Below are 22,743 nucleotides of genomic sequence, written 5' to 3'. Positions count from 1 at the left end.
CCCGACCGGGTCCCGGAAGGCCTGTCGATCCGGGCGCGGAGGGCCTGTCGATCAGGTCACGGACTGACTGTCGATCACGTCACGTCACGCCACGCCAGGTCTGCCGGGTGGGCTCGCCTGGGCGTCGACGGCGCGGGCGTACGCGCCCGTGACGCGTGTGCGGGAGTCGTCGAGGTAGCGGGCGAGGAGCCGTTCGGCGGTGGTCCGCTCACCGGCCCGGAGGGCGTCGAGGATCTCCCGGTTCCTTACCAGGTAGGGCTCGTGCAGGGCCTGCGGGTCGTCGACGACGTGGAGCGCGAGGCGGAGTTCGGCGAGGACGCTCCGCATGAGTTCGTCGGTGCGGGCGCTGCCGGCGAGGGCGACGAGTTCCCGGTGGAAGTGGATGTTGGCGGTGGAGACGCCCTGCCAGTCGTCGGCGCGGGCGGCGGCCTCGCCCTCGGCGACGGTGGCGACGAGGCCGTCGAGGGAGAACGGCGGCTGCCCGAGGCCCCGCACGACGGCGCACTCGACGAGCGCGCGGGTGCGGTAGATGTCGTCCACGTCACCGACGGCGAGGACCCGTACGAAGACGCCCCGGTTGAGTTCGTGGACGAGCAGCCGCTCGTGGGTGAGGAGCCGGAAGGCCTCTCTGAGCGTGTTGCGGGACACGCCCAGGGCGCCGGCGATGCCGTCCTCGGAGAGCCGCGTGCCGGGCGGGAAGTAGCCCTCCGCGATCCGGGTCCGCAGGATGTCAGCGACCCGCTCCGCCGTGCTCGTTCGTCCGAGCAGCGCGCGGTCGTCCGCCAGGCCCCCGGCTCCGACCGCTTCCCTCACGTCCACGCCGCCCCATTCCCTTCCTCGCGTACGCGGCCGAGTCAACCCCAGAAACGGGAGGGCGACAACATCCCTCTTGTTGGATCGTTGAACGATCCTCTACGTTGACCGGTGCCCGACCTCCTCCACCTGACCTCCTCTCCGAAGGGACGCGGGACATGACCCCGGCCTCGATCGACCTCAACGCCGACCTCGGCGAGGGCTTCGGCCGCTGGACGCTGACCGAGGACGAGCAGCTCCTGTCCGTCGTCACCAGCGCCAACGTGGCCTGCGGCTTCCACGCCGGAGACGCGGCCACCATGCGGCGGGTGTGCGAGCTGGCGGCCGCGCGCGGGGTACGGATCGGGGCCCAGGTGTCCTACCGCGACCTGGCCGGCTTCGGGCGGCGCTCCATGGACGTCCCGGCGGCCGAGCTGGCCGCCGAGGTGGCGTACCAGATCGGCGCCCTGGAGGTGTTCGCGCGGGCCGCGGGCTCGCGGGTGGCGTACGTGAAGCCGCACGGCGCCCTGTACAACCGGGTGGTCGGGGACGAGGAGCAGGCCGCGGCGGTCGTCGAGGGCGTGCTGCTCGCCGACCGGACGCTGCCCGTCCTGAGCCTGCCGGGGTCGCGGCTGCACGAGGCCGCGTCGGAGGCCGGTCTGCCCGTCGTCCCCGAGGCGTTCGGCGACCGGGCCTACCGGGCGGACGGCTCCCTGCTGCCACGGGGGCAGGAGGGAGCCGTCGTCACCGATCCGGCCGAGGTCGTGGAGCGGTCGGTGTCCATGGCCCGGCTCGGGGTCGTCACGGCGCACTGCGGCAGCCGGGTGGCCGTCCGGGCCCGGTCGCTGTGCCTGCACGGGGACACCCCGGGCGCGGTCGGCCTCGCCCGGCGGGTCCGCGCACGCCTGGAGGCCTCCGGCGTACGGGTGGAGGCCTTCGCGTGAGCGCCGTGGGCCCCCGGGTGCTCCGGGTGGGCGAGCGGGCGCTCCTGGTGGAGCTGGGCGGCGGAGCGGAGACGGAGGCCTTCCACGCCGAGCTGCTGCGTCGGCGGGAGGCCGGCGCGCTGCCCGCCGTACGCGAGATCGTGCCGGCCGCGCGGACCGTGCTGCTCGACGGGGTGGCGGACCCGGACCGGCTCGCGGCCGAGCTGCAGGGCTGGGAGGTGGGGCCGCTCCACGCGCGCGGGGGCGGGACGGTGGAGGTGCCGGTCCGCTATGACGGGCCCGACCTGGCGGAGGTGGCGGCGCTGTGGGGGGTGTCCGTCGACGAGGCGGTGCGGATCCACACGGGGACGGACTTCCGGGTCGCCTTCTGCGGGTTCGCGCCCGGCTTCGGCTACCTGACCGGGCTCGACGAGCGGTACGAGGTGCCGCGGCGGGCCACTCCGCGTACCGCGGTCCCGGCGGGCTCGGTCGCGCTGGCGGGGCCGTACACCGGCGTCTATCCGCGCTCCTCCCCCGGCGGCTGGCAGCTGATCGGCACCACGGACGCCGTCCTCTGGGACGTCGCCCGGGAACCCGCGGCGCTCCTCACCCCCGGCACCCGGGTCCGGTTCACGGCGGTGGACGTCACGGCCGGGGCCACCGCGCGCGTGGCGGCGGAGGGCGGGCGATGACCGACCGTGCCGTCGCCGTGGTCCGGGCCGGGGCCCTGACCACCGTGCAGGACCTCGGCCGCACCGGGTACGCGCATCTCGGCGTGCCCCGGTCGGGCGCGCTCGACCCGGCGGCCGTACGGCTCCTCAACCGGCTCGTCGGCAACGCGGAGGCGGCGGCGGTCCTGGAGACCACCGTCGACGGCTGCGCGCTGCGGCCCCGTTGCGCGGTGACCGTCGCGGTGGGCGGGGCGCCGTGCCCGGTCCGGGTGGACGGGCGTCCGGCGGCATGGGGAACGGCGTTCCGGGTGACGGCTGACGCCGTCGTGGAGATCGGCGCGGCCGTCCGGGGAGTGCGCTCGTACGTGGCGTTCGGCGGCGGGATCGACGTCGAGCCGGTGCTCGGCAGCCGCTCCACCGACCTGCTGTCCGGGCTCGGTCCTGAGCGGCCCGCGGAGGGAACGGTGCTGCCGCTGGGAGCGGACCCGGCCGCACGGCACCGGGTCGACGCTCCCCCGTGGCCGGGCCCGCCGGACGAACTGGTCCTGCGGATCCGGTTCGGGCCCCGTGACGACTGGTTCACGGCCGAGGCACTCCGCACCCTGGCCACGCGCGCGTACCGGGTGTCCCCGGCGAGCAACCGCATCGGGCTGCGGCTCGACGGCCCGGCTCTGGGACGGGTCGTGCGGGGTGAGCTGGCAAGCGAGGGCATGGTCCTCGGCGCGGTGCAGGTCCCGCCGGACGGGCGCCCGGTGCTCTTCCTCGCGGACCACCCGACCACCGGGGGCTATCCGGTGGTCGGGGTGGTCCGGGAGGCCGATCTGGGCGCGGTGGCGCAGGCGGTACCGGGGACGGCGGTGCGGTTCGTTCCGGTGCGGTGAGGCGAGGCGAGGCGAGGTGCGGCGAGGTGCGGTGCGGGAAAGCTCCGCCTCACGCGTCCGCCGCCGGGCGGCCGTAGCCTCCGCCACCGGGGGTGCGGAGGACCAGGACGTCGTCGGGACCGACCTCGGTGGTGGCGGCACCGGGGAGGTGCTCGACCGTTCCGTCGGCGCGTTCCACGAGGTTCTCGCCCAGGGCTCCGGGCTCGCCGCCGGCCATCCCGTAGGGCGGGACCCTGCGGTGGCCGGTGAGGAGGGCCACCGTCATCGGCTCCAGGAAGCGGATGCGGCGCTCGACGCCGTGGCCGCCGTGCCAGCGGCCGCGCCCGCCGCTGTCCTCCCGTACGGAGAAGGCGTCGACCCTGACGGGGTGGCGCCATTCGAGGACCTCGGGGTCGGTGAGCCGGGAGTTGGTCATGTGGGTCTGCACGGCGTCGGCGCCGTCGAAGCCGTCCCCGGCGCCGGAGCCGCTCGCGACCGTCTCGTAGTACTGCGTGGTCGCGTTGCCGAAGGTGACGTTGTTCATGGTGCCGGAGCCCTCCGCCTGGATGCCGAGGGCGGCGTACAGGGCCCCCGTGAGGGCCTGGGACGTCTCCACGTTCCCGGCGACGGTGGCCGCCGGGTGGACGGGCGCGAGCATCGAGCCGGGCGGGACGCGGATCTCCAGGGGTTCCAGGCAGCCGCTGTTGAGCGGGATGTCGTCGTCGACGAGCGTGCGGAAGACGTACAGGACGGCGGCCATGACGACGGCGGTGGGCGCGTTGGCGTTGCCCGGCAGCTGGGGCGAGGTGCCGGCGAAGTCGAGGACGGCGGAGCGCCGTTCGCGGTCGACGCGGACGGCGACCTGGATGACGGCGCCGCCGTCGGTCTCGTAGCGGTACGTGCCGTCGTGGAGGCGCGCGACGATGCGGCGCACGGACTCCTCGGCGTTGGCACGGACGTGTCGCATGTAGGCCTCGACCACGTCGAGGCCGAACTCGGCGACCGTTCGGCGCAGTTCCTCGACGCCCTTCTCGTTGGCGGCGATCTGGGCGCGCAGGTCGGCGAGGTTGGTGTCGGGGTCCCGGGAGGGGTGGCGGGCGCCGGTGAGCAGGGCGCGGGTCTCGGCCTCGCGCAGGCGGCCGTCCCGGACGAGCAGCCAGTTGTCGAAGAGGACGCCCTCCTCGTCGACGGTCCTGCTGAAGGCGGGCATCGAGCCGGGTGTGATGCCGCCGATCTCGGCGTGGTGGCCGCGGGAGGCGACCAGGAAGCGGAGCTCGCCGCCCGTGTCTCCGAACACCGGGGTCACGACGGTGATGTCGGGCAGGTGCGTGCCGCCGTGGTACGGGTCGTTGACGGCGTACACGTCGCCGGGGCGCAGGTCGTCGCCGCGCCGCCGCAGGACCTCCTTGATGGACTCGCCCATGGAACCCAGGTGGACGGGGATGTGGGGCGCGTTGGCGACGAGGTTGCCCCCGGCGTCGAAGAGGGCGCAGGAGAAGTCGAGGCGTTCCTTGATGTTGACGGACTGGGCGGTGTTCTCCAGGCGGACGCCCATCTGCTCGGCGATGGCCATGAACAGGTTGTCGAAGACCTCCAGGAGGACGGGGTCGACGTCCGTGCCGGCCGCCACGCGGGCGGGCCGGGCGGCGACGCGGCGCAGCAGGAGGTGGCCGCCGTCGGTCGCGGTGGCCCGCCAGCCGGTGTCGACGGCGGTCGTGGCGTCGGCCTCGGTGAGCAGGGCGGGTCCGTCCACGCCGTCGCCCGGCCGCAGGTCCTCGCGCCGGTGCAGCGGGGCGTCGTGGACGGTGCCGCCGCTGTGCATCCGTACGGTGGTGCGGGGTTCGAGGGGGCCGGTCCGGTCCGTGGTGTCGACGACGGCGGGGCCGTGCGGACCGGCGGTGCCGACGGCTTCCACGGAGACGGCCTCCACGACGAGCGGCCGGTCGACGGTGAAGGCGTACCGCGTCCGGTGAAGCGCCGTGAACGCGGTTTTCATCGCCTCGGGGGTGGCGAGGTCGACCGGGAGGCCCGCGTCCGTGCCGGCGTACCGCAGGAGCACGCGCGCGTGGGTGTCGATCGCCTCGTCGGGCACTCCGTCGGTACGCAGCTCCTCCCGGGTCCGGTCCGCGAGTTCGTCGCAGAGCGCCGTCACGCGCGCGTGGGTCCCGGGGGCGTCGAGCTCGGCCTCGACGGACCGCTCCCGCATGGCGGTGGCGTCGGCGAGCCCGATCCCGTAGGCGGAGAGCACCCCGGCGAGCGGGGGCACCAGGACCGTGTCGATGCCGAGGGCGTCGGCGACGGCGCAGGCGTGCTGGCCGCCCGCGCCGCCGAAGCTGGTGAGGGCGTACCGGGTGACGTCGTGGCCGCGCTGGACGGAGATCTTCTTGACGGCGTTGGCCATGTTGAGGACGGCGATGTCCAGGAAGCCCGCGGCGACCTCCTCCGGGGTGCGGCCGTCGCCGATGTCCGTCGCGAGGGCGGTGAACCGTCGCCGTACGGCCTCGGCGTCCAGGGGGAGGTCGCCGGTGTCGCCGAACACGGCGGGGAAGTGGGCGGGTTGCACGCGGCCGAGCATGACGTTGGCGTCGGTGACGGTGAGCGGTCCGCCGCGGCGGTAGCAGGCGGGGCCGGGGACGGCGCCCGCCGAGTCGGGTCCGACCCGGAAGCGGCGGCCGTCGTAGTGGAGGACCGAGCCGCCGCCGGCGGCGACGGTGTGGATGCTCATCATCGGGGCCCGCATCCGCACCCCGGCGACCTGGGTGCCGAGTTCGCGCTCGAACGCCCCGGCGTAGTGCGACACGTCGGTGGAGGTGCCGCCCATGTCGAAGCCGATGACCCGGTCGTACCCCGCCGCGGCCGAGGTGCGGACCATGCCGACGACGCCACCGGCGGGGCCGGACAGGACGGCGTCCTTGCCGCGGAAGTGCGCCGCCTCGCGCAGGCCGCCGTTGGACTGCATGAACATGAGCCGGATGCCCGCGAGCTCGCGGGCGACCTCGTCGACGTAGCGGCGCAGGATCGGGGAGAGGTAGGCGTCGACGGCGGTGGTGTCCCCGCGCGGGATCAGTTTGATGAGCGGGCTGACCTCGTGCGAACAGCTGACCTGGGTGAAGCCCGCGGCGCGGGCGGCGGCCGCGACGCGGATCTCGTGCTCGGGGTGGCGGTAGCCGTGCAGGAGGACCACGGCGGCGGCGCGGAAGCCCTCGCGGTGGGCGGCGGCCAGCGCCTCGGCGACGGTCGGCTCGTCCAGGGGGCGGATGAGCACGCCGCGGGCGTCGACCCGCTCGGGTACCTCGATCACGCGCGCGTGGACGGGCTCGGGGAGCACGATGCGCCGGTCGAAGATCCGGGGCCGGTTCTGGTAGGCGATGCGGAGGGCGTCGCGGAAGCCCTCCGTGACGAGGAGGACGGTCGGCTCGCCGCGGCGTTCCAGGAGGGCGTTGGTGGCGACCGTGGTGCCCATCTTGACGACGGCGATCCGGTCGGCCGGTACGGGTTCGCCGGGCTCGATGCCGAGCAGGAGCCGGATTCCGGCGACGGCGGCGTCCTGGCGCCGCGCGGGATCGTGGGAGAGCAGCTTGCGGGTGACGAGCCGGCCGTCCGGCCGCCTCCCGACGACGTCGGTGAAGGTGCCGCCCCGGTCGATCCAGAACTCCCAGCGCCCGCTCATCTCCCCATTGTGGCCACGAGGGCGGCGTGGAGGCAGCGTTCCGCCCCCGGGGACGGCGCCGGCCCCGGGGGCGGGGCCACGTCGGCGGGTTCTCCGCCGTGGGCCGCGCCGCCCCGGGGGCCGGGTGCGGTGGCTCGGGTGCGCGAGGTCGGGCCGGGAGGGGTGGTCGGACCTGTCGCCTGCCGGAGCCGGGGGTCAGACCTGGAGGTCCGGTCCTATCCGGTTGCGCACCGCGGTCTGCACCTCGGCCTCCTCGGCCGGGTCGGCGGCGAGGCGGCGCAATCGCTCGGCGACGCGGACGTCACCGGTCTCGGCGTGCAGGGCCGCGACCTCGCGGGTGGTCTCCTCGCAGTCCCAGAGGCATTCGACGGCGAAGCCGGTCGCGAAGGTGGGGTCGGTGGCGGCGAGGGCGCGGGCCGTGCGGCCGCGCAGCTGGGAGGAGGCGGTCTCGCGGTAGACGTGGCGCAGCACGGGGGCCGCGCAGGCGATCCCGAGGCGGCCGGCTCCGTCGACGAGGACGGCGAGCTCGGGAGCGTCCGGCCCCGCGGCGCGGACGGTGTCGCGCAGGGCGCCGAGGACGAGCGTGGCGTCCTGGGCGGTGCCGCGGCAGGCGAGGACCTCGGCGGCGGCGGCTCCGAGGGCGTCGGTGCGCCGGACCCACGCGCGGGCGCGGGCGACGGCGTCCTCGCCGCACATGCGCCGGTAGGCGGCGACGGCGGCTTCGGCGACGTCGGCGGAGTCTCCGTCGGCGGCGGCCTCGACGAGGTCGAGGACGGCGGGGTCCTGTGACGCGGCGAGGTGGTGCAGGGCGGCGCCGCGCGCTCCCCTGGCGCCGTGCCGGGCGGCGGCGAGGAGTTCGGGCCGGTCCTCGGGTCCCGCGACGGCGGCGAGGCAGCGGGCGGCGGGTCCGTCGAGGACGGCACCGCGCTCGTATCCCTCCTGCGCCCAGTCGAGGACGGCTCGGACGCTCCAGCCGGGGCGGGGTCCGGCCGGGGTCATCTGGCGCTGCCAGCGGTCGAAGGAGCCCTGTTCGCGGGCGGCCCTGACCCGGGCGCCGACGGCCTCGCGGGGGTCCTCGGCCCACAGGCGCCAGGGGCGCGGCTCGTAGGCGTCGCGCACGGTGGCGGCCAGGTCGGCGTCGCCCTCCGGGCCGGCCGGGAAGCGGGCCAGGACGGGCAGGGCGAGCGCGCGGAGTCCGGCGTCGTCGTCGCGGAGCGCCAGCTCGTCCAGGGCCCAGGCCCAGTTGCTGCCGGTCGCGGCGTAGCGCCGGAGCAGGAGCAGGGCGTCCTGGCGTCCGTAGGAGGCGAGGTGTCCGAGGACGGCGAGCGCGAGCCCGGTCCGGGAGTCGTCGGTGTCGAGGTGGTCCTCGGCGCCGAAGAGGTGCGCCTGGATCTCGTCGAGGCCTCCGTGCAGGTCCAGGTAGAGACGGGCGTAGTAGAGGGAGCGGTTCTCGACCTGCCAGTCGTGGCGGGGGTCGTCGAGAACGCAGTGGTTGAGGGCCGCGAGGGCCTCGGCGCGTGGCGCGGCGAGCGCGTGCAGGGTGCCGTCGCCGCGGCCCCGCTGCAGCAGACCGAGCAAGGTGCCGCTCGGCGCTATGACTGGATCGAACATGGGGAGACGCCTCACATCAAGCTGTCGACACGACCGGGGGGTACCGGGATGACCCGGGTCAGGCGGTACATCTCTGTATGCCTAGGCCGTGCGGCGACATGTCGGGCCGCTCGTCGTCCTGCGCTTGCCAGTGATCATCTTCCTCTGCCTCTCGTCGGTGGCCCGATTTGCCGGGCCCGACGTCATGATGACCCAGCCGTTTCGCCGCCGCGACCACATTTACGATGCCGCTCTCACCTGGGGTTCAGTGCCCGTTCACCGGGATCCGAAGAGCTCCAGGAGTTCGGTCTTGCCGAACATGCGGGCGGTGTCGACGGCGGACGGAGTCCCGGCTTCCGGATTTGCGCCGCCGGCGAGCAGCGCGCGGACCACCGCGTCCTCGCCCTTGAAGACGGCACCGGCCAGCGGGGTCTGGCCGCGGTCGTTGGCGCGGTCGGCGTCGGCACCGCGCTCCAGGAGGGCGGAGACCGCCGCGGCGTGGCCGTGGTAGGCGGCGAGCATGACGAGGGAGTCGCCCTTGTCGTTGGTGAGGTTCGCGGGCGCGCCCGCGTCCACGTACGCGGCGAGGGCGTCGGCGTCACCCGTGCGCGCGAGGTCGAAGACCTTGGACGCCAGCTCGATGACCTCGGGGTCCGGAGTCTCGCTCATCGGGTGGGACCGCCTCTCCTGCTGTGTTGACGCCGCCGCGTGGACCACTGTCCGGCCCGCGCACGGCAGGCGCCGCCGTACGAGTGAATCGACAGGGTACTGCCCGCTCGGTGACATGACCGCGCCCGTCCACGGCAAAGATCACCGCAGCCCACCCCGGGCCGGACCGACCGGACACCCTCTAGCGCACCCCTGACATTTCGCCACCCGGGGATGCGCTCGACGTCCGCCGGTCAAGTGAAATCACCAGTTTTTCACTCCTATGCACCTTTAGTCACATAGATACTTGCTGTGAACTTGGAAGGACTCATGGTGACTGTCCCCTCAACCAGGAGAAGAACCAATGATCCTGTCCATCTCAGGCGTGGTCCTGCTCGGCATCATCTGCTTCCTGTTCTTCAAGAAGGACGGGATGAAGGCCTCGCACGCCCTCGTCAGCGCGCTGTTCGGCTTCTACCTCGCGGGCACCGCCATCGCCCCGAGCATCACGGCGGGCGGGCAGAGCCTCGCCGGCCTCCTGGGCGGGATCAAGTTCTGACGCCCTTCCGTCCCTTCCACCCCTTCAGGAGTACTTCGTGGCCCGGCGACCACTCCCCCGCATTCTGAGCAGCGGCAGCGCACAGATCGCTCGCAGTCGAGAGATCGCGCGCACGGCCGCCGACAGCGCCACCGACGTGCTCCATCCACTGATCACGGTCACCCGTGGTCTGCGGAAGCTGGCCGCGACGGCGCGCGCCAGGTGGGCCGCGACCCCCAAGGAACGGCGTGGTCCCACGCTGCTCCTGGTCGCGGCCTGCGTCCTGGTCATCGCCCTCATGCCGTACGGGCCGCTCCTCGCCCTCGTCACGCTCATGGGCGCGGCCGCGTGGAGGGGACGGGAACGCCCGGTCGTCAAGACCGGGCCCGACGAGGCCGAGATCGCCCGGCTGAAGGGCCTGTACGAGGCCCTCGTGCCGTACTTCTCCGTCCCCGACGACCCCGCCCCGCTCTTCGCCCACGGCGGCGAGTGGAGCGGCGCCTTCAGCGAGTACGACTTCGACGACGACGGCCGGATCACCCGGCTGCGGATCGCGTACCCGCCGTACTTCACCGACGGCGAGCCGGCCGCGCGCGCCCGCATCGAGCAGCTGCTGCACGCCAAGTCGGGGCGCGGCCGCGAGTACCGCTTCGAGTGGGACGAGGAGGGCAACCGGCTCGTCATGAGCGTGCTGCCCGCCCTCTCCACCGCCATCGCCGCCCAGCGCTTCGTGACCGTGCCCGGCGAGACCGTGCTCGGCTTCACCGACGCCGACGCCGTGCAGCGCACCGTCCCCGTGGTCGCCGCCGACGGGACGGAGGACGCGCCGGCCGTGGTCTGGCGCACCGGACCCCGCTCGACCGAGCCGCACCTGCTGGCGGTCGGCCAGCCCGGCAGCGGCACCACGTCCCTGCTGCGCTCGATCGCGCTCCAGGCCCTGCCCCACGGCGACGTGCTGATCGTCGAGGGCGCCGGCACCGGCGAGTACGCCTGTCTCACCGGCCGCGACGGCGTCCTCGCCGTCGAGTGCGGTCTCGCCGGCTCCCTGGCCAGTCTCGAGTGGGCCGCGCACGAGACCGAGCGGCGGCTGATCGCCGCCAACCGGGCCCGGCAGGCCGGCCTCCCCACGCCGGAGGACACCCGCCGGCCGCTGTGGATCCTGCTCGACCGGCCGAGCGTCCTGGGCCACCTGGCCGCCGCCGACGGCCGCCCCGACCCCCAGGAGCTGCTCCAGGTGCCGCTGCGGCACGGGCGCGCGGCGCAGGTCACGGTGGTGGTGGCCGAGCAGTTCGACAGCACGGACACGCTGAGCGAGGCGGTACGGACCCACACCAGGGCCCGGATCGTGCTCGGTCCCGCCGCGCCGGACCAGATCGCCGCCGTCCTCGGCGCGGGTCCGCACACCACGCCCACGCCCGAGGCGCCGCCCGGCCGTGGCTATGTGCGCCTCGGCGCGGGACCGGTCCTGCGCCTCCAGGTGCCGGCCACGCCCGACCCGTACGACGACGAGACGAGCGAGGCGCACCGCAAGGCGGTCCTCGACCTGCTCCCGGAGCGCCGGACGGCGGCGGTCGTGGTCACGGCCCCCGGCACCGCTCCCGACCCGGCACCGGCCCCCCGTGTCGAGGTCGAGCCCGCCCCCGTGCCGCGTGCCCAGCCCGACCCCGGCCCGGCACCGCTGCACGCGCCCGTCCCCGCGGAGGGCTGAGAGGCCCGCACGGCCGCGGAGAGGCCGGCACGACCGCGGAGAGGCCGGCACGACCGCGGAGAGGCCGGCACGGACCTGGGGTCCGTACCGGCCTCTCCCGCGTCACGCGGGTGTCACGCCACGAACGACCGGGGCGACTCGGCTCCTCCGACGGCACCCGACTCGACCAGGCGGGCCGCGGCGGCGAGCCGGGCCGCGGCCTCGTCCGCGACCGGTCCGCCGACGGTGAAGGGCAGGCGGACGAAGCCCTCGAAGGCGCCGTCGACGCCGAACCTCGGTCCCGAGGGAACGCGGACGCCGACCCGTTCGCCCGCCTCGGCGAGGCGGGAGCCGGACAGGCCACCGGTGCGGACCCACAGGGTCAGTCCGCCGCCGGGCACGGAGAACTCCCACTCCGGGAGCTCCCGGCGGACCGCGGCGACGAGCGCGTCCCTGTTCTGCCGGGCCTGGTCGCGGCGGAGGGTCACGGCCTCCTCCCAACCACCGGTCCGCATGAGCCAGTTCACGCCCAGCTGCTCCAGTACCGGGGTGCCGAGGTCCGCGTATGCGCGCGCGGCGACCAGGGAGCGGATCACGTCGGGCGCGGCCCGGACCCAGCCGATCCGCATGCCGGCCCAGAAGGCCTTGCTGGCGGAGCCGACGGTCAGGACCGTGGAGCCGGCGGGGTCGAAGGCGCAGACCGGCCGCGGCATCTCCAGGTCGTCGTCGAGGCGGAGCTCGGCCATGGTCTCGTCGACGACGAGCACCGTGCCGGCCGACCGGGCCGCCTCCACCAGCTGCCGCCGCTGGTCCTCGTCGGCCAGCGCGCCGGTCGGGTTGTGGAAGTCGGCGACGACGTACGCGAGGCGGGGCGCGGCGTCCCGCAGCACCTGGCGCCAGCGGCCCAGGTCCCAGCTGCCGAGGCCCTCGGACATGGCGACCGGCACGAGCCGGGCACCGGCCTCCCGCATCAGCTGGAGGATGTTGGCGTACGACGGCGACTCCACGGCGATGCGCTCGCCGCGCCCCGCGAAGAGGTGGCAGATGGCGTCCATGGCCCCCATGGCGCCGGTCGTGACCATGATCTGCTCGGGCATGGTGGGGATGCCTCGGGCGGTGTAGCGGTCGGCGAGCATCTGCCGCAGCGCGGGCAGCCCGGCCGGGTAGTCCCCGTGCGTGTGGGCGTACGGCGGCAGCTCCTCCAGCGCCCCCTGGACGCCCCGGGTCAGCCAGGGCTCGGGGGCCGGGAGGGCGGCGCAGCCCAGGTCGATCATCGAGCCGAGGGCCTCCGGGGGCAGCGGTTCGAGGCCGCGCGCGGGCAGCGGGTTCCCGGCGGGTACGGCGGTCCAGCTGCCGGCCCCGCGCCGCGACTCCAGGAAGCCCTCGGTGCGCAGGGCCTCGTAGGCCGCGGCCACCGTGGTCCGGCTGACGTTCAGGGAGAGGGCGAGTTCCCGCTCGGCGGGCAGACGGGCGGCGACGGGTACGCGGCCCTCCAGGACGAGCAGGCGGATGCCGTCGGCCAGGGCGCGGTAGGCGGGCGGCTTGCGCACGCCCGGACCGGCGGGCCGCGGCTGCTGCGCCTGAAGCTGCCGGGCGAGCTGGGCAGGACCCACTGCCGAAGTCCACTGAGCCATCGAAATCAGTCCACCTTCATCGAATTGGCCATGGTTGGCACCCGATCCCCCGCCACAGAGTGTCATGAGCCAGTCCACTACCACCACCCTGGGGGGCAGTCCCTTGTCCATCGCCTCCGGCCTCCACGGCCGGCACCTCACCCGTCGGCTCGTCCAGCTGTACGCCGGACTGACGCTGTACGGGGTCAGCTCGGCGCTGCTCGTGCGCAGCGGGCTCGGCCTCGAACCGTGGGGCGTGCTCCACCAGGGCCTTGCCGAGAAGTCCGGCCTGACCATCGGTGTGGTGACGATCGTCGTCGGGGCGCTGGTGCTGCTGCTGTGGATCCCGATCCGTCAGCGGCCGGGACTCGGCACCGTCTCCAACGTCTTCGTGATCGGCCTGGCGATGGACGGCGCCCTGGCGCTGGTCCCCGAGGCCCACGGCCTGGCCGCGCGGGTTCCGCTGCTCGCGCTCGGCATCCTGCTGAACGGCGTGGCGACCGGCCTGTACATCGCGGCCCGGTTCGGCCCGGGGCCCCGCGACGGCCTGATGACCGGTCTGCACCGGCTGACCGGGCGGTCGATCCGCCTGGTGCGGACCGCGCTCGAGGTCGCCGTGGTCGCCACCGGCTTCCTGCTCGGCGGCTCGGTCGGCGTCGGCACGGTGCTGTACGCGCTCGCCATCGGGCCCCTCGCCCAGTTCTTCCTGCGCTGGTTCGCCGTGCCGGAGCCGGACGCCGAGCACGGCGCGGGGACCCGCGAGCGGGCGTCCACGGGCCTCGCGGAAGCCCGCGAGGAGGGCGTCGCAGGAGCCCGCGAGGAGGGCGGCGCGGAAGCCCGCGAGTGGCGCGCCGAGGGCGTCCCGCCCGCCTCGGGGTCCGGCTCCGGGGACGTCTCGCCCACCCCTGGGCCGGGTCCCGTCCCCACCGCGGTCGCCGCCGGGACGCCGGAAGGCGCCATACTGCGCGCGTGACTCGCGTACGCCACCCTTACCTCGACCACCCCTCCCCCCTCGCGTTCGCCCACCGCGGCGGCACGGCGAACGGCCTGGAGAACACCGCGGCCGCCTTCCGCCGGGCCGACGCGGCGGGCTACCGCTACTTCGAGACCGATGTGCACACGACCTCCGACGGGGCGCTCGTCGCCTTCCACGACGCCACCCTCGACCGGGTGACGGACGTCTCGGGCCGGATCGGCGACCTACCGTGGGCGGCCGTGAAGGAGGCCCGGGTGGCCGGCGCGGAGCCCCTGCCGCTCTTCGCGGACCTCCTGGAGGAGTTCCCCAGGGCACGCTGGAACGTGGACCTCAAGACCGAGTCGGCCCTGGAGCCGCTGGTGGACCTGATCCGCAGGACCGGCGCCTGGGACCGGGTGTGCGTGGGCTCCTTCACCGAGTCCCGGGTGGCCCGGGCCCAGCGTCTGGCCGGTCCTCGGCTCGCCACCTCGTTCGGGGTCCGCGGGGTGGTCGGGCTGCGGCTGCGCTCCTGGGGGATCCCGGCGGCGCTGCGCGCCGGGGCGGTGGCGGCGCAGGTACCGGAGCGGCAGGCCGGGGTCACGGTGGTCGACCGCCGGTTCGTGCGGGAGGCCCACGCGCGCGGGCTCCAGGTCCACGTGTGGACGGTGAACGATTCCGCCCGGATGAACTCTCTCCTCGACCTGGGGGTCGATGGCATCATGACCGATCATCTGGAGACGCTGCGCGACGTGCTCACCGACCGGGGAGCGTGGGTCTGAGCGGCGTCCCGGCCACGGGGACGAACAAGGGGGCGCGGCCGTGACCGCTGACACCACCGAGCCGGAGGAGTACGCCACCGGCACCGCCGAACGGCGGCGCGAGCAGCGGGGCTGGTACTTCTACGACTTCGCGTGCTCCGTGTACTCGACGAGCGTGCTGACCGTGTTCCTCGGCCCGTACCTGACGTCGGTGGCGCGGGCGGCGGCCGACGCCGAGGGGTTCGTGCACCCGCTGGGGATCCCGGTCCGGGCGGGCTCGCTCTTCGCGTACGCCGTGTCCGCCTCGATCGTGGTCGCCGTCCTGGTGATGCCCCTGGTGGGCGCGGTGGCGGACCGTACGGGGCGGAAGAAGCCGCTGCTCGCGGCGACGGCGTACCTGGGGGCGACGGCCACGGCGGGGATGTTCCTGCTGGACGGCGAGCGCTATCTCCTGGGCACCTTCCTGCTGATCGTGGCCAACGCCTCGCTGTCCGTCTCGATGGTGCTCTACAACGCCTATCTGCCGCAGATCTCCGAGCCGGACGAGCGGGACGCGGTCTCGTCCCGCGGCTGGGCCTTCGGCTACACGTCCGGCGCGCTGGTCCTGGTCCTGAACCTGGTCCTCTACTCGGGGCACGACTCGTTCGGCCTGACCGAGGGCGAGGCGGTCCGGATCTGCCTGGCCTCGGCCGGTCTGTGGTGGGGCGCCTTCACCGTCGTACCGCTCCGGCGGCTCCGCGACCGGCGGCTCGGCCCGGAGCACCGGACCCATGGAGCGGTGGGCAGCGGCTGGGGCCAGCTCCGGGCGACCCTGAAGGACATGCGCCGGCATCCGCTGACGCTCTCCTTCCTGCTCGCCTACCTGGTCTACAACGACGGCGTCCAGACGGTGATCTCGCAGGCCTCCGTGTTCGGTTCGGAGGAGCTGGGCCTCGACCAGACGACGCTCATCACGGCGGTCCTGCTCGTCCAGGTGCTCGCGGTGGCCGGCGCGCTCGGCATGGGGCGACTCGCCCGGTCGTACGGCGCCAAGCGGACGATTCTGGGTTCGCTTGCGGTGTGGACGCTGATCCTCGTGGCCGGCTACCTGCTGCCCGCCGACGCGCCGGTGTTCTTCTACTGCCTGGCGGCGGCGATCGGCCTGGTCCTGGGCGGCAGCCAGGCCCTGTCCCGCTCGCTCTTCTCCCATCTGGTGCCGCGCGGCAAGGAGGCGGAGTACTTCTCGGCCTACGAGATGAGCGACCGGGGGCTCAGCTGGCTGGGTCCGCTCGTGTTCGGTCTCGCGTATCAGCTGACCGGGAGCTACCGGGATGCCATCATCTCCCTGGTGATCTTCTTCGTGGTCGGCTTCGCGCTGCTCGCCCGGGTCCCGGTGCGACGTGCGGTGGAGGCGGCGGGGAACCCGATACCGGACCGTATTTAGACGTGGCATCGAAAGGGCGGTAGTGTACGCGTTTGGCCTGCCAGGCGGACCGTTACTGCGTGCTGCTTTGGTGAAGACACCGGATCACATCTGCCGTCAGATGTGACAAAACGGGCACTGGTGGGTACAACAAGGGGCGGCACGACGGGCGACGCATGACCCGGCACGGGAATCTTTACCGCCGACCGGACGTTGACCGGATAACGACGACAGCGACACCTGTCCTGTGGGCGACAAGCCCGGGAGGCACGATTCATGAGTGAGCGAGCTCTTCGCGGCACGCGCCTCGTGGTGACGAGCTACGAGACCGACCGCGGCATCGATCTGGCCCCGCGCCAGGCGGTGGAGTACGCATGCGAGAAGGGACATCGTTTTGAGATGCCCTTCTCGGTCGAGGCGGAGATTCCGCCGGAGTGGGAATGCAAGGTCTGCGGAATCCAGGCACTTCTGGTGGACGGGGACGGACCCGAGGAGAAGAAGGGCAAGCCTGCGCGTACGCACTGGGACATGCTCATGGAGCGGCGCACGCGCGAGGAGCTCGAGGAGGTCCTTGCCGAGAGGCTGGCCGTCCTTCGCTCCGGTGCGATGAACATCGCCGTTCATCCGCGAGACAGCCGCAAGTCCGCCTAGCGGGCGACCGGTAGTACGAACGCCGCGGGGCCCGGTACACACATCGTGTACCGGGCCCCGCGGCGTTTCGCGCCGCCCCGCGGTTCCGGGCGACCGTCCCGGCCTCGCCCGTCACCACACCCGGACAGCGGCGCCGGGCGGCCGTGCCCGGCCTCGCGCCTGCGCGTCCCGGAAGCGGTGCCGGATGGCCGGTCCCGGCCCCCTCGCACGCGCCCCCGGAAGCGGTGCCCACGGAGGCGGCGGCGACTCGGTCAGGGCAGCAGGGGCGGGCGGGGCTCGTCCGCCGCGCGGCGGCCCTGGGGCGCGTCCTCGCGGATGACCTCGCCCTGCACGACCTTCCCGTCGGGCCGGTGGATGCGCGCCTGCTGGAAGGCGTCCTGGAGGCCGCCGGGAGAAGCCGCGCTCATCCGGCGCTCGACGGCCTTCTCGGCGGTCCGGCCGAGGGCGGAGCGGACCTGGGGGATCAGCAGGAGCAGACCGGCCGCGTCGGAGATCAGGCCGGGGATCATCAGGAGCAGGCCGCCCAGCATCAGGAAGCCGTTGCGGTCCTCGGCGGCGGCGCGGTCCGGCGCCGGGGGCACCACCCCGGTCTGCGCCGCGGTCTGGGCCTGCTGGAAGGTCGAGGTGAGGTTGCGGAAGGCACGGCGGCCGGCCCGCTTCATGACGGCGGCACCGAGGACGGCGCCGCCGACGAGCAGGGCGAGGACGGTCAGTCCGCCCGCCGCGTTCGCCACCACCGTCAGCAGCCAGATCTCCAGGACCAGCCAGGCGGCGACGCCGAGCGGGAGGAACGTACGCGCGCGTGAGCGCTTGGGGGCGAGGGGAGGCGGTGCGCCGGTCGTCATGGTCCCCAGTGTGCCTGGCGGCCCGCCTGAACGTCGTAAAGGAGAGATCAGCCCGCGCCCGGTCCGAAGGAGTCGCGAGGGGGTCAGGAGGACGTGCGGCGGAGCAGCCTGCCGACCTTCTCCGCGCGGGCCGTCAGGCCCCAGCCGGTGACCCGCCACAGCGCCTCGACGACGATGGTGCGGCTCATCTTGGAGTCGCCGACCTCGCGCTCCACGAAGGTGATCGGGACCTCGACGACGTGGAAGCCGGCGGCGACCGCGCGGCGGGCCAGGTCGACCTGGAAGCAGTACCCGGCCGAGGCCACGTCGTCCAGGCCGAGGCCCTCCAGGGTCTCCTTGCGGAAGGCCCGGTAGCCGCCAGTGACGTCGCGGATCGGCACGTCGAGCATCACGCGCGAGTAGAGGCTGCCGCCGCGCGAGATGAACTGGCGGGACTTGGGCCAGTTCACGATCCGGCCGCCGGGCACCCAGCGGGAGCCCAGCACCAGGTCCGCGCCCTTGAGCGCGGTGAGCAGTCGCGGCAGTTCCTCGGGCTGGTGGGAGCCGTCCGCGTCCATCTCGACGAGGACGCCGTAGCCGTGCTCGATGCCCCAGCGGAAGCCCGCGAGGTAGGCGGCGCCGAGCCCTTCCTTGCCCTTGCGGTGCAGGACGTGCACGTGGTCGTCCTCGGCCGCGATCTCGTCCGCGAACTTGCCCGTGCCGTCGGGGCTGTTGTCGTCGGCCACGAGGACGTGCGCCTCGGGTACGGCCGCCCGGACCCTCGCGACGACGGGCTTGATGTTCTCCGCCTCGTTGTACGTCGGGATGATCACCAAGGCCTTGCCGAGCGGGCCGTAACGCCTCTGGCCACCGTCGTTCACTACTGCCCCTTCGGAGACGAACGCAGAACCCCAACCATAGCGAGGTCCCCGGATCGCTCCGCCGCGACGGGTCGTGGGGGAAGGGGTGGCGTGCGGTGCGGGGCCCGTCGTCCTTCGGTCCGACCTGGGATCCGCTGGCTGCGGGTCGACCGAGAGCCGTTGTCTACTGAACGTCCGGGCCCCACCCGGGTCGCACCTTCCGCCGGAGAAACCTTCCCTCGCGGCCGAGGCGCGGGCGGCGTACGGCTACTGCGAGGCGGATTCGACCGGTCGGACGTCCTGTGGTGGACGCGGAGAACCTACCCGCCGGTGACGGGCGACTGTCAACACCCGCTTGACCTGCGAAGACTCCACATAAGGCCAGGCCAGAAGGGAAGATCCGCAGGTCGGGGACAAGCGTGCGGAGCGAGGGTGAGGGGTCCGAAATATCCCCATATCACTCGTTCGGTCGTACGAACACCGTCTGCCCGTACACGACCGTGCGCAGGCAGACGGGCAGTTCGGCACCCGGGGACAGATCGGGCAAACCGGGCGTGCCGGAACGCGGGTCGGTGGACCAGCGGGCCACCCGGTCGTCGGGCGCCTGGACGAGGAGCTCACCGGTGCGCCAGATCGCGTAGTCGGCGGGCGCGCCGGGGACGAGCGTCCCCGCGTCGTCCCGGCCGACCGCCCGCCAACCGCCCCTGGTGTGGGCGGTGAAGGCGGCCCGGACGGAGATCCGGTGCTCGGGGGTGCGGTGGAAGGCGGCGGCCCGGACGGTGCCCCACGGGTCGAGCGGGGTGACCGGGCTGTCGGAGCCGAAGGCGAGCGGCACACCCGCGCGCAGCAGTGCCGCGTACGGGTTGAGGGTGCGGGCGCGCTCGGCGCCGAGACGGTCTGCGTACATGCCGTCCTCGCCGCCCCAGAGGGCGTCGAAGGCCGGCTGCACGGAGGCGGTGAGGCCCAACTCGGCGAAGGCGGCGATCGTCTCGGGGGTGAGCATCTCGACGTGCTCGACGCGGTGCCGGGCCGCCCTGATCCGGGCGAGGCCCAGCTTCTCGGCGGCGGCCCTGACGCCCTCGACGACCGCCGTCACGGCGGCGTCCCCGATGGCGTGGAAGCCGGCCTGGAGTCCGGCCTCGGTGCAGGCCACGACGTGGAGGGCGACGGCGGCCGCGTCCAGGTGGGCGGCGCCGGTGTGGCCTGCGTCGGCGTGGTCGGCGTACGGCTCGTGGAGGCAGGCCGTGTGCGAACCGAGGGAGCCGTCGGCGAACAGGTCGCCCGCCGCGCCCAGCGCTCCCAGGGCGCGTGTCCGCTCGACGTCGAGGTCGGCCCAGTAGCCGACGACGCGGGGCCCGGCCTCGTCGCGGGCCAGGTCCAGGAGGCCGGTGAAGTCGTCCTCGGAGGAGATCTGCGGGCCGCCGCACTCGTGCAGGGTGCCGATGCCGAGGGAGGCCGCGCGGCTCCGGGCGGCCCGCTGCGCCTCCGTCCGCTGGAGCGGGGAGACGGCGCCGAACGCGGCGGCGCGCACGGCGTGGTGCGCGTCGCCGGTGAGCGGTCGCTGCCCGTCGTGGAAGCCGTCCAGGTCACGGACGCCGGGCACGAGGTCCAGGAGGGCGGTGGTGACGACGGCCGAGTGGACGTCGATCCGGGTGAGGTAGAGCGGGCGGCCGCCGGTGAGTTCGTCGAGCTCGGACCGGGTGAGCGGTCGGCGCTCGGGCCAGCGCGAGGCGTCCCAGCCGTGGCCGATGAGGGTGCGGTCCGCGGGACGGGCGGCGGCGTGGGAGCGGATCAGCTCCGCCGCCTCGGCGAGCGAGGCGGCGCAGGACAGGTCGAGCCCGGTGAGGGCGAACCCGGTGGCCGTGGTGTGCACGTGCGCGTCGACGAAGGCCGGGGTGACGAGCGCGCCTTCCAGGTCGACCACCTCGTCCACGCCGGAGGCGAAGGCGTCGGCCGCGCCCTCGGAGCCCACCCAGGCGACGTGCCCGCGCTCCACCACCATGGCGGTGGCGAAGGGGTCGGCGGGGCTGTGGACTTCTCCACCGCGCAGCAGCACGGTGCGGTGTTCGATGGCAGACGCGGTCTCACTCATGCGACCAGGCTAGGACCTGACCGGACCCGGTTTGTCCGGCAGGTCCCCCGGCGGGCCGGGCGGCCGGTCAGATGCGCGGCGGCCTGGCCTCGTACGGGGTGGACAGGACGACGGTCGTGCGACTGGAGACGCCGGCCTGGGAGCGGATGCGGCTGAGCAGGTGCTCCAGCTCCAGCGGCGTGGCGACCCGCACCTTGAGGATGTAGTTCTCGTCACCCGCGACGCTGTGGCAGGCCTCGATCTCGGGGATGTCGGCGAGCCGGTCGGGGGTGTCGTCGGGGGCACTGGGGTCGAAGGGTTTGACCGAGATGAAAGCGGTGAGGGGAAGACCCACGGCCTCCGGGTCGACGACGGCGGCATAGCCGCGGATGACACCGCGCTGCTCCAGGCGGCGGACGCGCTGATGCACCGCCGACGTGGACAGGCCCGTGGCCTTGCCCAGGTCGGTGTAGCTCATGCGCCCGTCCTTGACGAGCAACTCGACGATCTGACGATCCAGCTCCTCCATGCGGTGACCCTATGGCCCCGGAGGGAGCGGGGCACGACCGGGGGTGACCGGTATGCGGCGCTTTGGGCAGCGACGGGGCACCTGCGACAGCCATGTGACGAACGCCACAGGTTTGCCACCTGCCTGAAGTGTCCGCTCACGGTTATGCGGAGTTCCGTATGGGAAGTGCTTGCTGTGGTCGAGGCCGCACAGATCCGGCCGACCCAGCCGAGGGGGAGATTCTCCATGCAGGAGCCTGTTGATTCGGTCGACACGTCCGACGAGCTCGACGCGTACGACACCTTTGAGATGTTCCGGGTCGTCTGCCCGGAGTGCGTGCAGCCCATCGCGCTGCTCGCGGACGAGGACGTGCTGCCGGAGCACGCGCTGTGCCCCACGCCGTGGAACCCCTTCGTCCTGACGGTCTGCCCGGGCACGGGTCTCTCGGCTTCCGCGGCGCGTCCCGCCGACGACACCCTGGAGGCGCAGGAGCAGGACACCGCGCTGCTCCTGACGCTCCCCCAGGGCCTCGACTGGCGGACCCAGCCCTTCTCGCACGTCGGCGGTCCGGGCTCGCGTCCGATCCGGGTGCCGCAGATGCGGCGCGCGGCCTGAGGCCGTCGGCTACCAGTAGTCGCCCCGCACCATCGCCGCGAGCGTGGCGTGGTGCAGGATCAGCCCGTCCGGGTCCGAGGGGACCTCGACCTCGCCGAAGTGGGCCTGTCGGTACGCGATCCTGAGCATCACGATCGCGTGCCGCAGCGCCGCGTACAGGGTGTGGAACTCCATGTCCCGCGGGGTGTGTCCGGTCAGTTCCGCGTAGCGCCGCTCCACCGCGTCGCGCTTCAGGAATTCCGGCAGCCCGGGCTGGCCGAAGCCGACGGTGAGGTCCTGGAAGAAGCGGTGCAGGTAGATCGCCCAGCCGAGGTCGACCTCGCGGGGCACGCAGGCCGCCATCTCCCAGTCGAGGACGGCCGCGGGGATGAACCCGTCGTAGACGATGTTCCCGATCCGCGCGTCGCCCCAGCCGAGGACGGCGTCGCCCTCGTCGGCCGGCCAGTGCGCCTCCAGCCAGTCGAACGCCGACTCGATGAGCGGTGACGGGGCGAGTCCCTCCACCACCCAGGCGTAGTAGGCGCGTTGGGCGTCCACATGGCGGCGCAGCGGGCTCCCGGCGCTCTCCCCCAGCAGGAACTCGGCCTCCTTCACCGGGAACTGGTCGTGCAGCCGGGCGAGTACGGAGACGGATTCCGCTTCGAGCAGGGCGCGTTCGGCGTCGTCGGCGGCGTGCAGCCAGTTCCCCTCGTAGGTGTAGGGCATGACGTCCGGCGGCACCCTGCCCTCGGCGCGGGCCATCACGAAGAAGGGGGCGCCGAGCGGTTCCGGGTCTTCTTCCAGCCAGAGCACGCGCGGCACGGGGACGTCGGTGTGCTCGCCGACCAGCCTCATGACCCGGTGCTGACGGGCCATGTCGTACACGGGGAAGACGGTGTACGCGGCGGGGTCGGCGGCCAGCCGCAGGGCGCACCCGCGCACGGGCGCGTCCGGGTGGTCGAGGTCGAACAGCAGGGTCTCGCTCGACATGCCGTTGGAACCGGGAACGGCGAGGCCGGAGACCGCCGCCCCGGGCAGGTGCCGATCCAGCCAGGCGGTGAGCCGGCGGCCGAGCTCCTCGGGGTCGCGGGTGCTGGTACGGGGGCGTGGCGTGGTCACGTGACACTC

Annotated in this window: 19 protein-coding genes and 1 pseudogene; 10 read left to right on the top strand and 10 right to left on the bottom strand. The window is 73.8% G+C overall.

Features of this window, described 5'->3' with window-relative positions; all coding sequences use genetic code 11:
- Nucleotides 1-84 precede the first annotated feature (84 nt).
- Nucleotides 85-819: a GntR family transcriptional regulator gene (locus tag AC067A_RS35490; RefSeq protein ID WP_479247454.1), complete on the bottom strand. Its 735-nt coding sequence runs from the start codon at nt 817-819 to the stop codon at nt 85-87.
- 152 nt (nt 820-971) lie between these two features.
- Here AC067A_RS35490 and AC067A_RS35485 point away from each other — a divergent pair, with 152 nt between their 5' ends.
- The 3 genes from AC067A_RS35485 to AC067A_RS35475 are packed head-to-tail and all read left to right on the top strand — an operon-like array spanning nt 972 to nt 3,267.
- Nucleotides 972-1,736: a LamB/YcsF family protein gene (locus tag AC067A_RS35485; RefSeq protein WP_479247453.1), complete on the top strand. Its 765-nt coding sequence runs from the start codon at nt 972-974 to the stop codon at nt 1,734-1,736.
- Nucleotides 1,733-2,407, top strand: coding sequence for a 5-oxoprolinase subunit B family protein (locus tag AC067A_RS35480; RefSeq protein WP_479247452.1), 675 nt, complete (start codon nt 1,733-1,735; stop codon nt 2,405-2,407). The genes AC067A_RS35485 and AC067A_RS35480 overlap by 4 nt, the downstream gene beginning before the upstream one ends.
- Nucleotides 2,404-3,267, top strand: a complete 864-nt coding sequence (locus AC067A_RS35475) for a 5-oxoprolinase subunit C family protein (RefSeq protein ID WP_479247450.1) — start codon at nt 2,404-2,406, stop codon at nt 3,265-3,267. The genes AC067A_RS35480 and AC067A_RS35475 overlap by 4 nt, the downstream gene beginning before the upstream one ends.
- A gap of 49 nt (nt 3,268-3,316) precedes the next feature.
- On the opposite strand, the gene AC067A_RS35470 is transcribed toward AC067A_RS35475, so the two are convergent.
- From AC067A_RS35470 to AC067A_RS35460, 3 genes are all read right to left on the bottom strand, one after another.
- On the bottom strand, nt 3,317-6,916 hold the full coding sequence (locus AC067A_RS35470) for a hydantoinase B/oxoprolinase family protein (RefSeq protein ID WP_479247448.1): 3,600 nt from the start codon (nt 6,914-6,916) through the stop codon (nt 3,317-3,319).
- 195 nt (nt 6,917-7,111) lie between these two features.
- On the bottom strand, nt 7,112-8,527 hold the full coding sequence (locus tag AC067A_RS35465; RefSeq protein ID WP_479247446.1) for a HEAT repeat domain-containing protein: 1,416 nt from the start codon (nt 8,525-8,527) through the stop codon (nt 7,112-7,114).
- Nucleotides 8,528-8,782: 255 nt separating this feature from the next.
- A complete protein-coding gene (locus AC067A_RS35460) occupies nt 8,783-9,175 on the bottom strand; it encodes an ankyrin repeat domain-containing protein (protein WP_479247444.1) in 393 nt (130 codons plus the stop codon).
- A 343-nt stretch (nt 9,176-9,518) separates the two neighbouring features.
- On the opposite strand from AC067A_RS35460, the gene AC067A_RS35455 reads away from it, so the two are divergent.
- Nucleotides 9,519-9,713, top strand: coding sequence for a hypothetical protein (locus tag AC067A_RS35455; RefSeq protein ID WP_015032212.1), 195 nt, complete (start codon nt 9,519-9,521; stop codon nt 9,711-9,713).
- Nucleotides 9,714-9,750: 37 nt separating this feature from the next.
- Nucleotides 9,751-11,400, top strand: a complete 1,650-nt coding sequence (locus AC067A_RS35450) for a hypothetical protein (RefSeq protein ID WP_479247443.1) — start codon at nt 9,751-9,753, stop codon at nt 11,398-11,400.
- 113 nt (nt 11,401-11,513) lie between these two features.
- Here AC067A_RS35450 and AC067A_RS35445 read toward each other — a convergent pair whose 3' ends face one another.
- A complete protein-coding gene (locus tag AC067A_RS35445; protein WP_479247442.1) occupies nt 11,514-13,013 on the bottom strand; it encodes an SCO1417 family PLP biosynthesis transcription factor in 1,500 nt (499 codons plus the stop codon).
- Between the two features lie 64 nt (nt 13,014-13,077).
- Here AC067A_RS35445 and yczE point away from each other — a divergent pair.
- The 4 genes and pseudogenes from yczE to AC067A_RS35425 all read left to right on the top strand — a co-directional run.
- Nucleotides 13,078-13,731, top strand: a pseudogene (yczE, locus tag AC067A_RS35440) (membrane protein YczE); the annotation flags it as partial.
- A 230-nt stretch (nt 13,732-13,961) separates the two neighbouring features.
- Complete coding sequence (locus AC067A_RS35435; protein WP_479247440.1) at nt 13,962-14,726, top strand: glycerophosphodiester phosphodiesterase family protein; 765 nt, start codon at nt 13,962-13,964, stop codon at nt 14,724-14,726.
- Nucleotides 14,727-14,766: 40 nt separating this feature from the next.
- Entirely contained in the window at nt 14,767-16,128 is a 1,362-nt protein-coding gene (locus AC067A_RS35430; protein WP_479247438.1) for an MFS transporter, read from the top strand.
- A gap of 255 nt (nt 16,129-16,383) precedes the next feature.
- The gene (locus AC067A_RS35425) at nt 16,384-16,758 is read left to right on the top strand and encodes an RNA polymerase-binding protein RbpA (protein WP_015032218.1); all 375 of its coding nucleotides are present in this window, start codon (nt 16,384-16,386) and stop codon (nt 16,756-16,758) included.
- Between the two features lie 251 nt (nt 16,759-17,009).
- On the opposite strand, the gene fxsA is transcribed toward AC067A_RS35425, so the two are convergent.
- The 4 genes from fxsA to AC067A_RS35405 form a co-directional block, all read right to left on the bottom strand.
- Nucleotides 17,010-17,603 carry an FxsA family membrane protein gene (fxsA, locus tag AC067A_RS35420; protein ID WP_479247437.1) on the bottom strand — a complete coding sequence of 198 codons (594 nt, stop codon included), beginning with the start codon at nt 17,601-17,603 and terminating at the stop codon, nt 17,010-17,012.
- 83 nt (nt 17,604-17,686) lie between these two features.
- Nucleotides 17,687-18,463, bottom strand: coding sequence for a polyprenol monophosphomannose synthase (locus AC067A_RS35415; protein ID WP_479247436.1), 777 nt, complete (start codon nt 18,461-18,463; stop codon nt 17,687-17,689).
- Between the two features lie 436 nt (nt 18,464-18,899).
- The gene (locus AC067A_RS35410) at nt 18,900-20,534 is read right to left on the bottom strand and encodes an amidohydrolase (RefSeq protein ID WP_479247435.1); all 1,635 of its coding nucleotides are present in this window, start codon (nt 20,532-20,534) and stop codon (nt 18,900-18,902) included.
- A 67-nt stretch (nt 20,535-20,601) separates the two neighbouring features.
- Complete coding sequence (locus AC067A_RS35405) at nt 20,602-21,042, bottom strand: Lrp/AsnC family transcriptional regulator (protein ID WP_017242178.1); 441 nt, start codon at nt 21,040-21,042, stop codon at nt 20,602-20,604.
- A gap of 225 nt (nt 21,043-21,267) precedes the next feature.
- Between AC067A_RS35405 and AC067A_RS35400 the strand changes: the two genes are divergently transcribed.
- Nucleotides 21,268-21,636: a hypothetical protein gene (locus tag AC067A_RS35400; RefSeq protein ID WP_033207906.1), complete on the top strand. Its 369-nt coding sequence runs from the start codon at nt 21,268-21,270 to the stop codon at nt 21,634-21,636.
- A gap of 9 nt (nt 21,637-21,645) precedes the next feature.
- Here AC067A_RS35400 and AC067A_RS35395 read toward each other — a convergent pair whose 3' ends face one another.
- A complete protein-coding gene (locus tag AC067A_RS35395) occupies nt 21,646-22,734 on the bottom strand; it encodes a phosphotransferase family protein (protein WP_479247433.1) in 1,089 nt (362 codons plus the stop codon).
- Between the last annotated feature and the right edge of the window lie 9 nt (nt 22,735-22,743).

This window comes from Streptomyces sp. NPDC043176 (assembly GCF_056436715.1).
The sequence above is the reverse complement of the archived record's forward strand: the minus strand, read 5'-3'. Positions and strand labels throughout refer to the sequence as shown.

Coding starts and splice junctions, on each gene's coding strand:
- AC067A_RS35485 (WP_479247453.1), top strand. CDS start 972: ATGACCCCGGCCTCGATCGACCTCAACGCCGACCTCGGCGAGGGCTTC.
- AC067A_RS35475 (WP_479247450.1), top strand. CDS start 2,404: ATGACCGACCGTGCCGTCGCCGTGGTCCGGGCCGGGGCCCTGACCACC.
- AC067A_RS35470 (WP_479247448.1), bottom strand. CDS start 6,916: ATGAGCGGGCGCTGGGAGTTCTGGATCGACCGGGGCGGCACCTTCACC.
- AC067A_RS35465 (WP_479247446.1), bottom strand. CDS start 8,527: ATGTTCGATCCAGTCATAGCGCCGAGCGGCACCTTGCTCGGTCTGCTG.
- AC067A_RS35460 (WP_479247444.1), bottom strand. CDS start 9,175: ATGAGCGAGACTCCGGACCCCGAGGTCATCGAGCTGGCGTCCAAGGTC.
- AC067A_RS35455 (WP_015032212.1), top strand. CDS start 9,519: ATGATCCTGTCCATCTCAGGCGTGGTCCTGCTCGGCATCATCTGCTTC.
- AC067A_RS35445 (WP_479247442.1), bottom strand. CDS start 13,013: ATGGCTCAGTGGACTTCGGCAGTGGGTCCTGCCCAGCTCGCCCGGCAG.
- AC067A_RS35425 (WP_015032218.1), top strand. CDS start 16,384: ATGAGTGAGCGAGCTCTTCGCGGCACGCGCCTCGTGGTGACGAGCTAC.
- fxsA (WP_479247437.1), bottom strand. CDS start 17,603: ATGACGACCGGCGCACCGCCTCCCCTCGCCCCCAAGCGCTCACGCGCG.
- AC067A_RS35410 (WP_479247435.1), bottom strand. CDS start 20,534: ATGAGTGAGACCGCGTCTGCCATCGAACACCGCACCGTGCTGCTGCGC.
- AC067A_RS35405 (WP_017242178.1), bottom strand. CDS start 21,042: ATGGAGGAGCTGGATCGTCAGATCGTCGAGTTGCTCGTCAAGGACGGG.
- AC067A_RS35400 (WP_033207906.1), top strand. CDS start 21,268: ATGCAGGAGCCTGTTGATTCGGTCGACACGTCCGACGAGCTCGACGCG.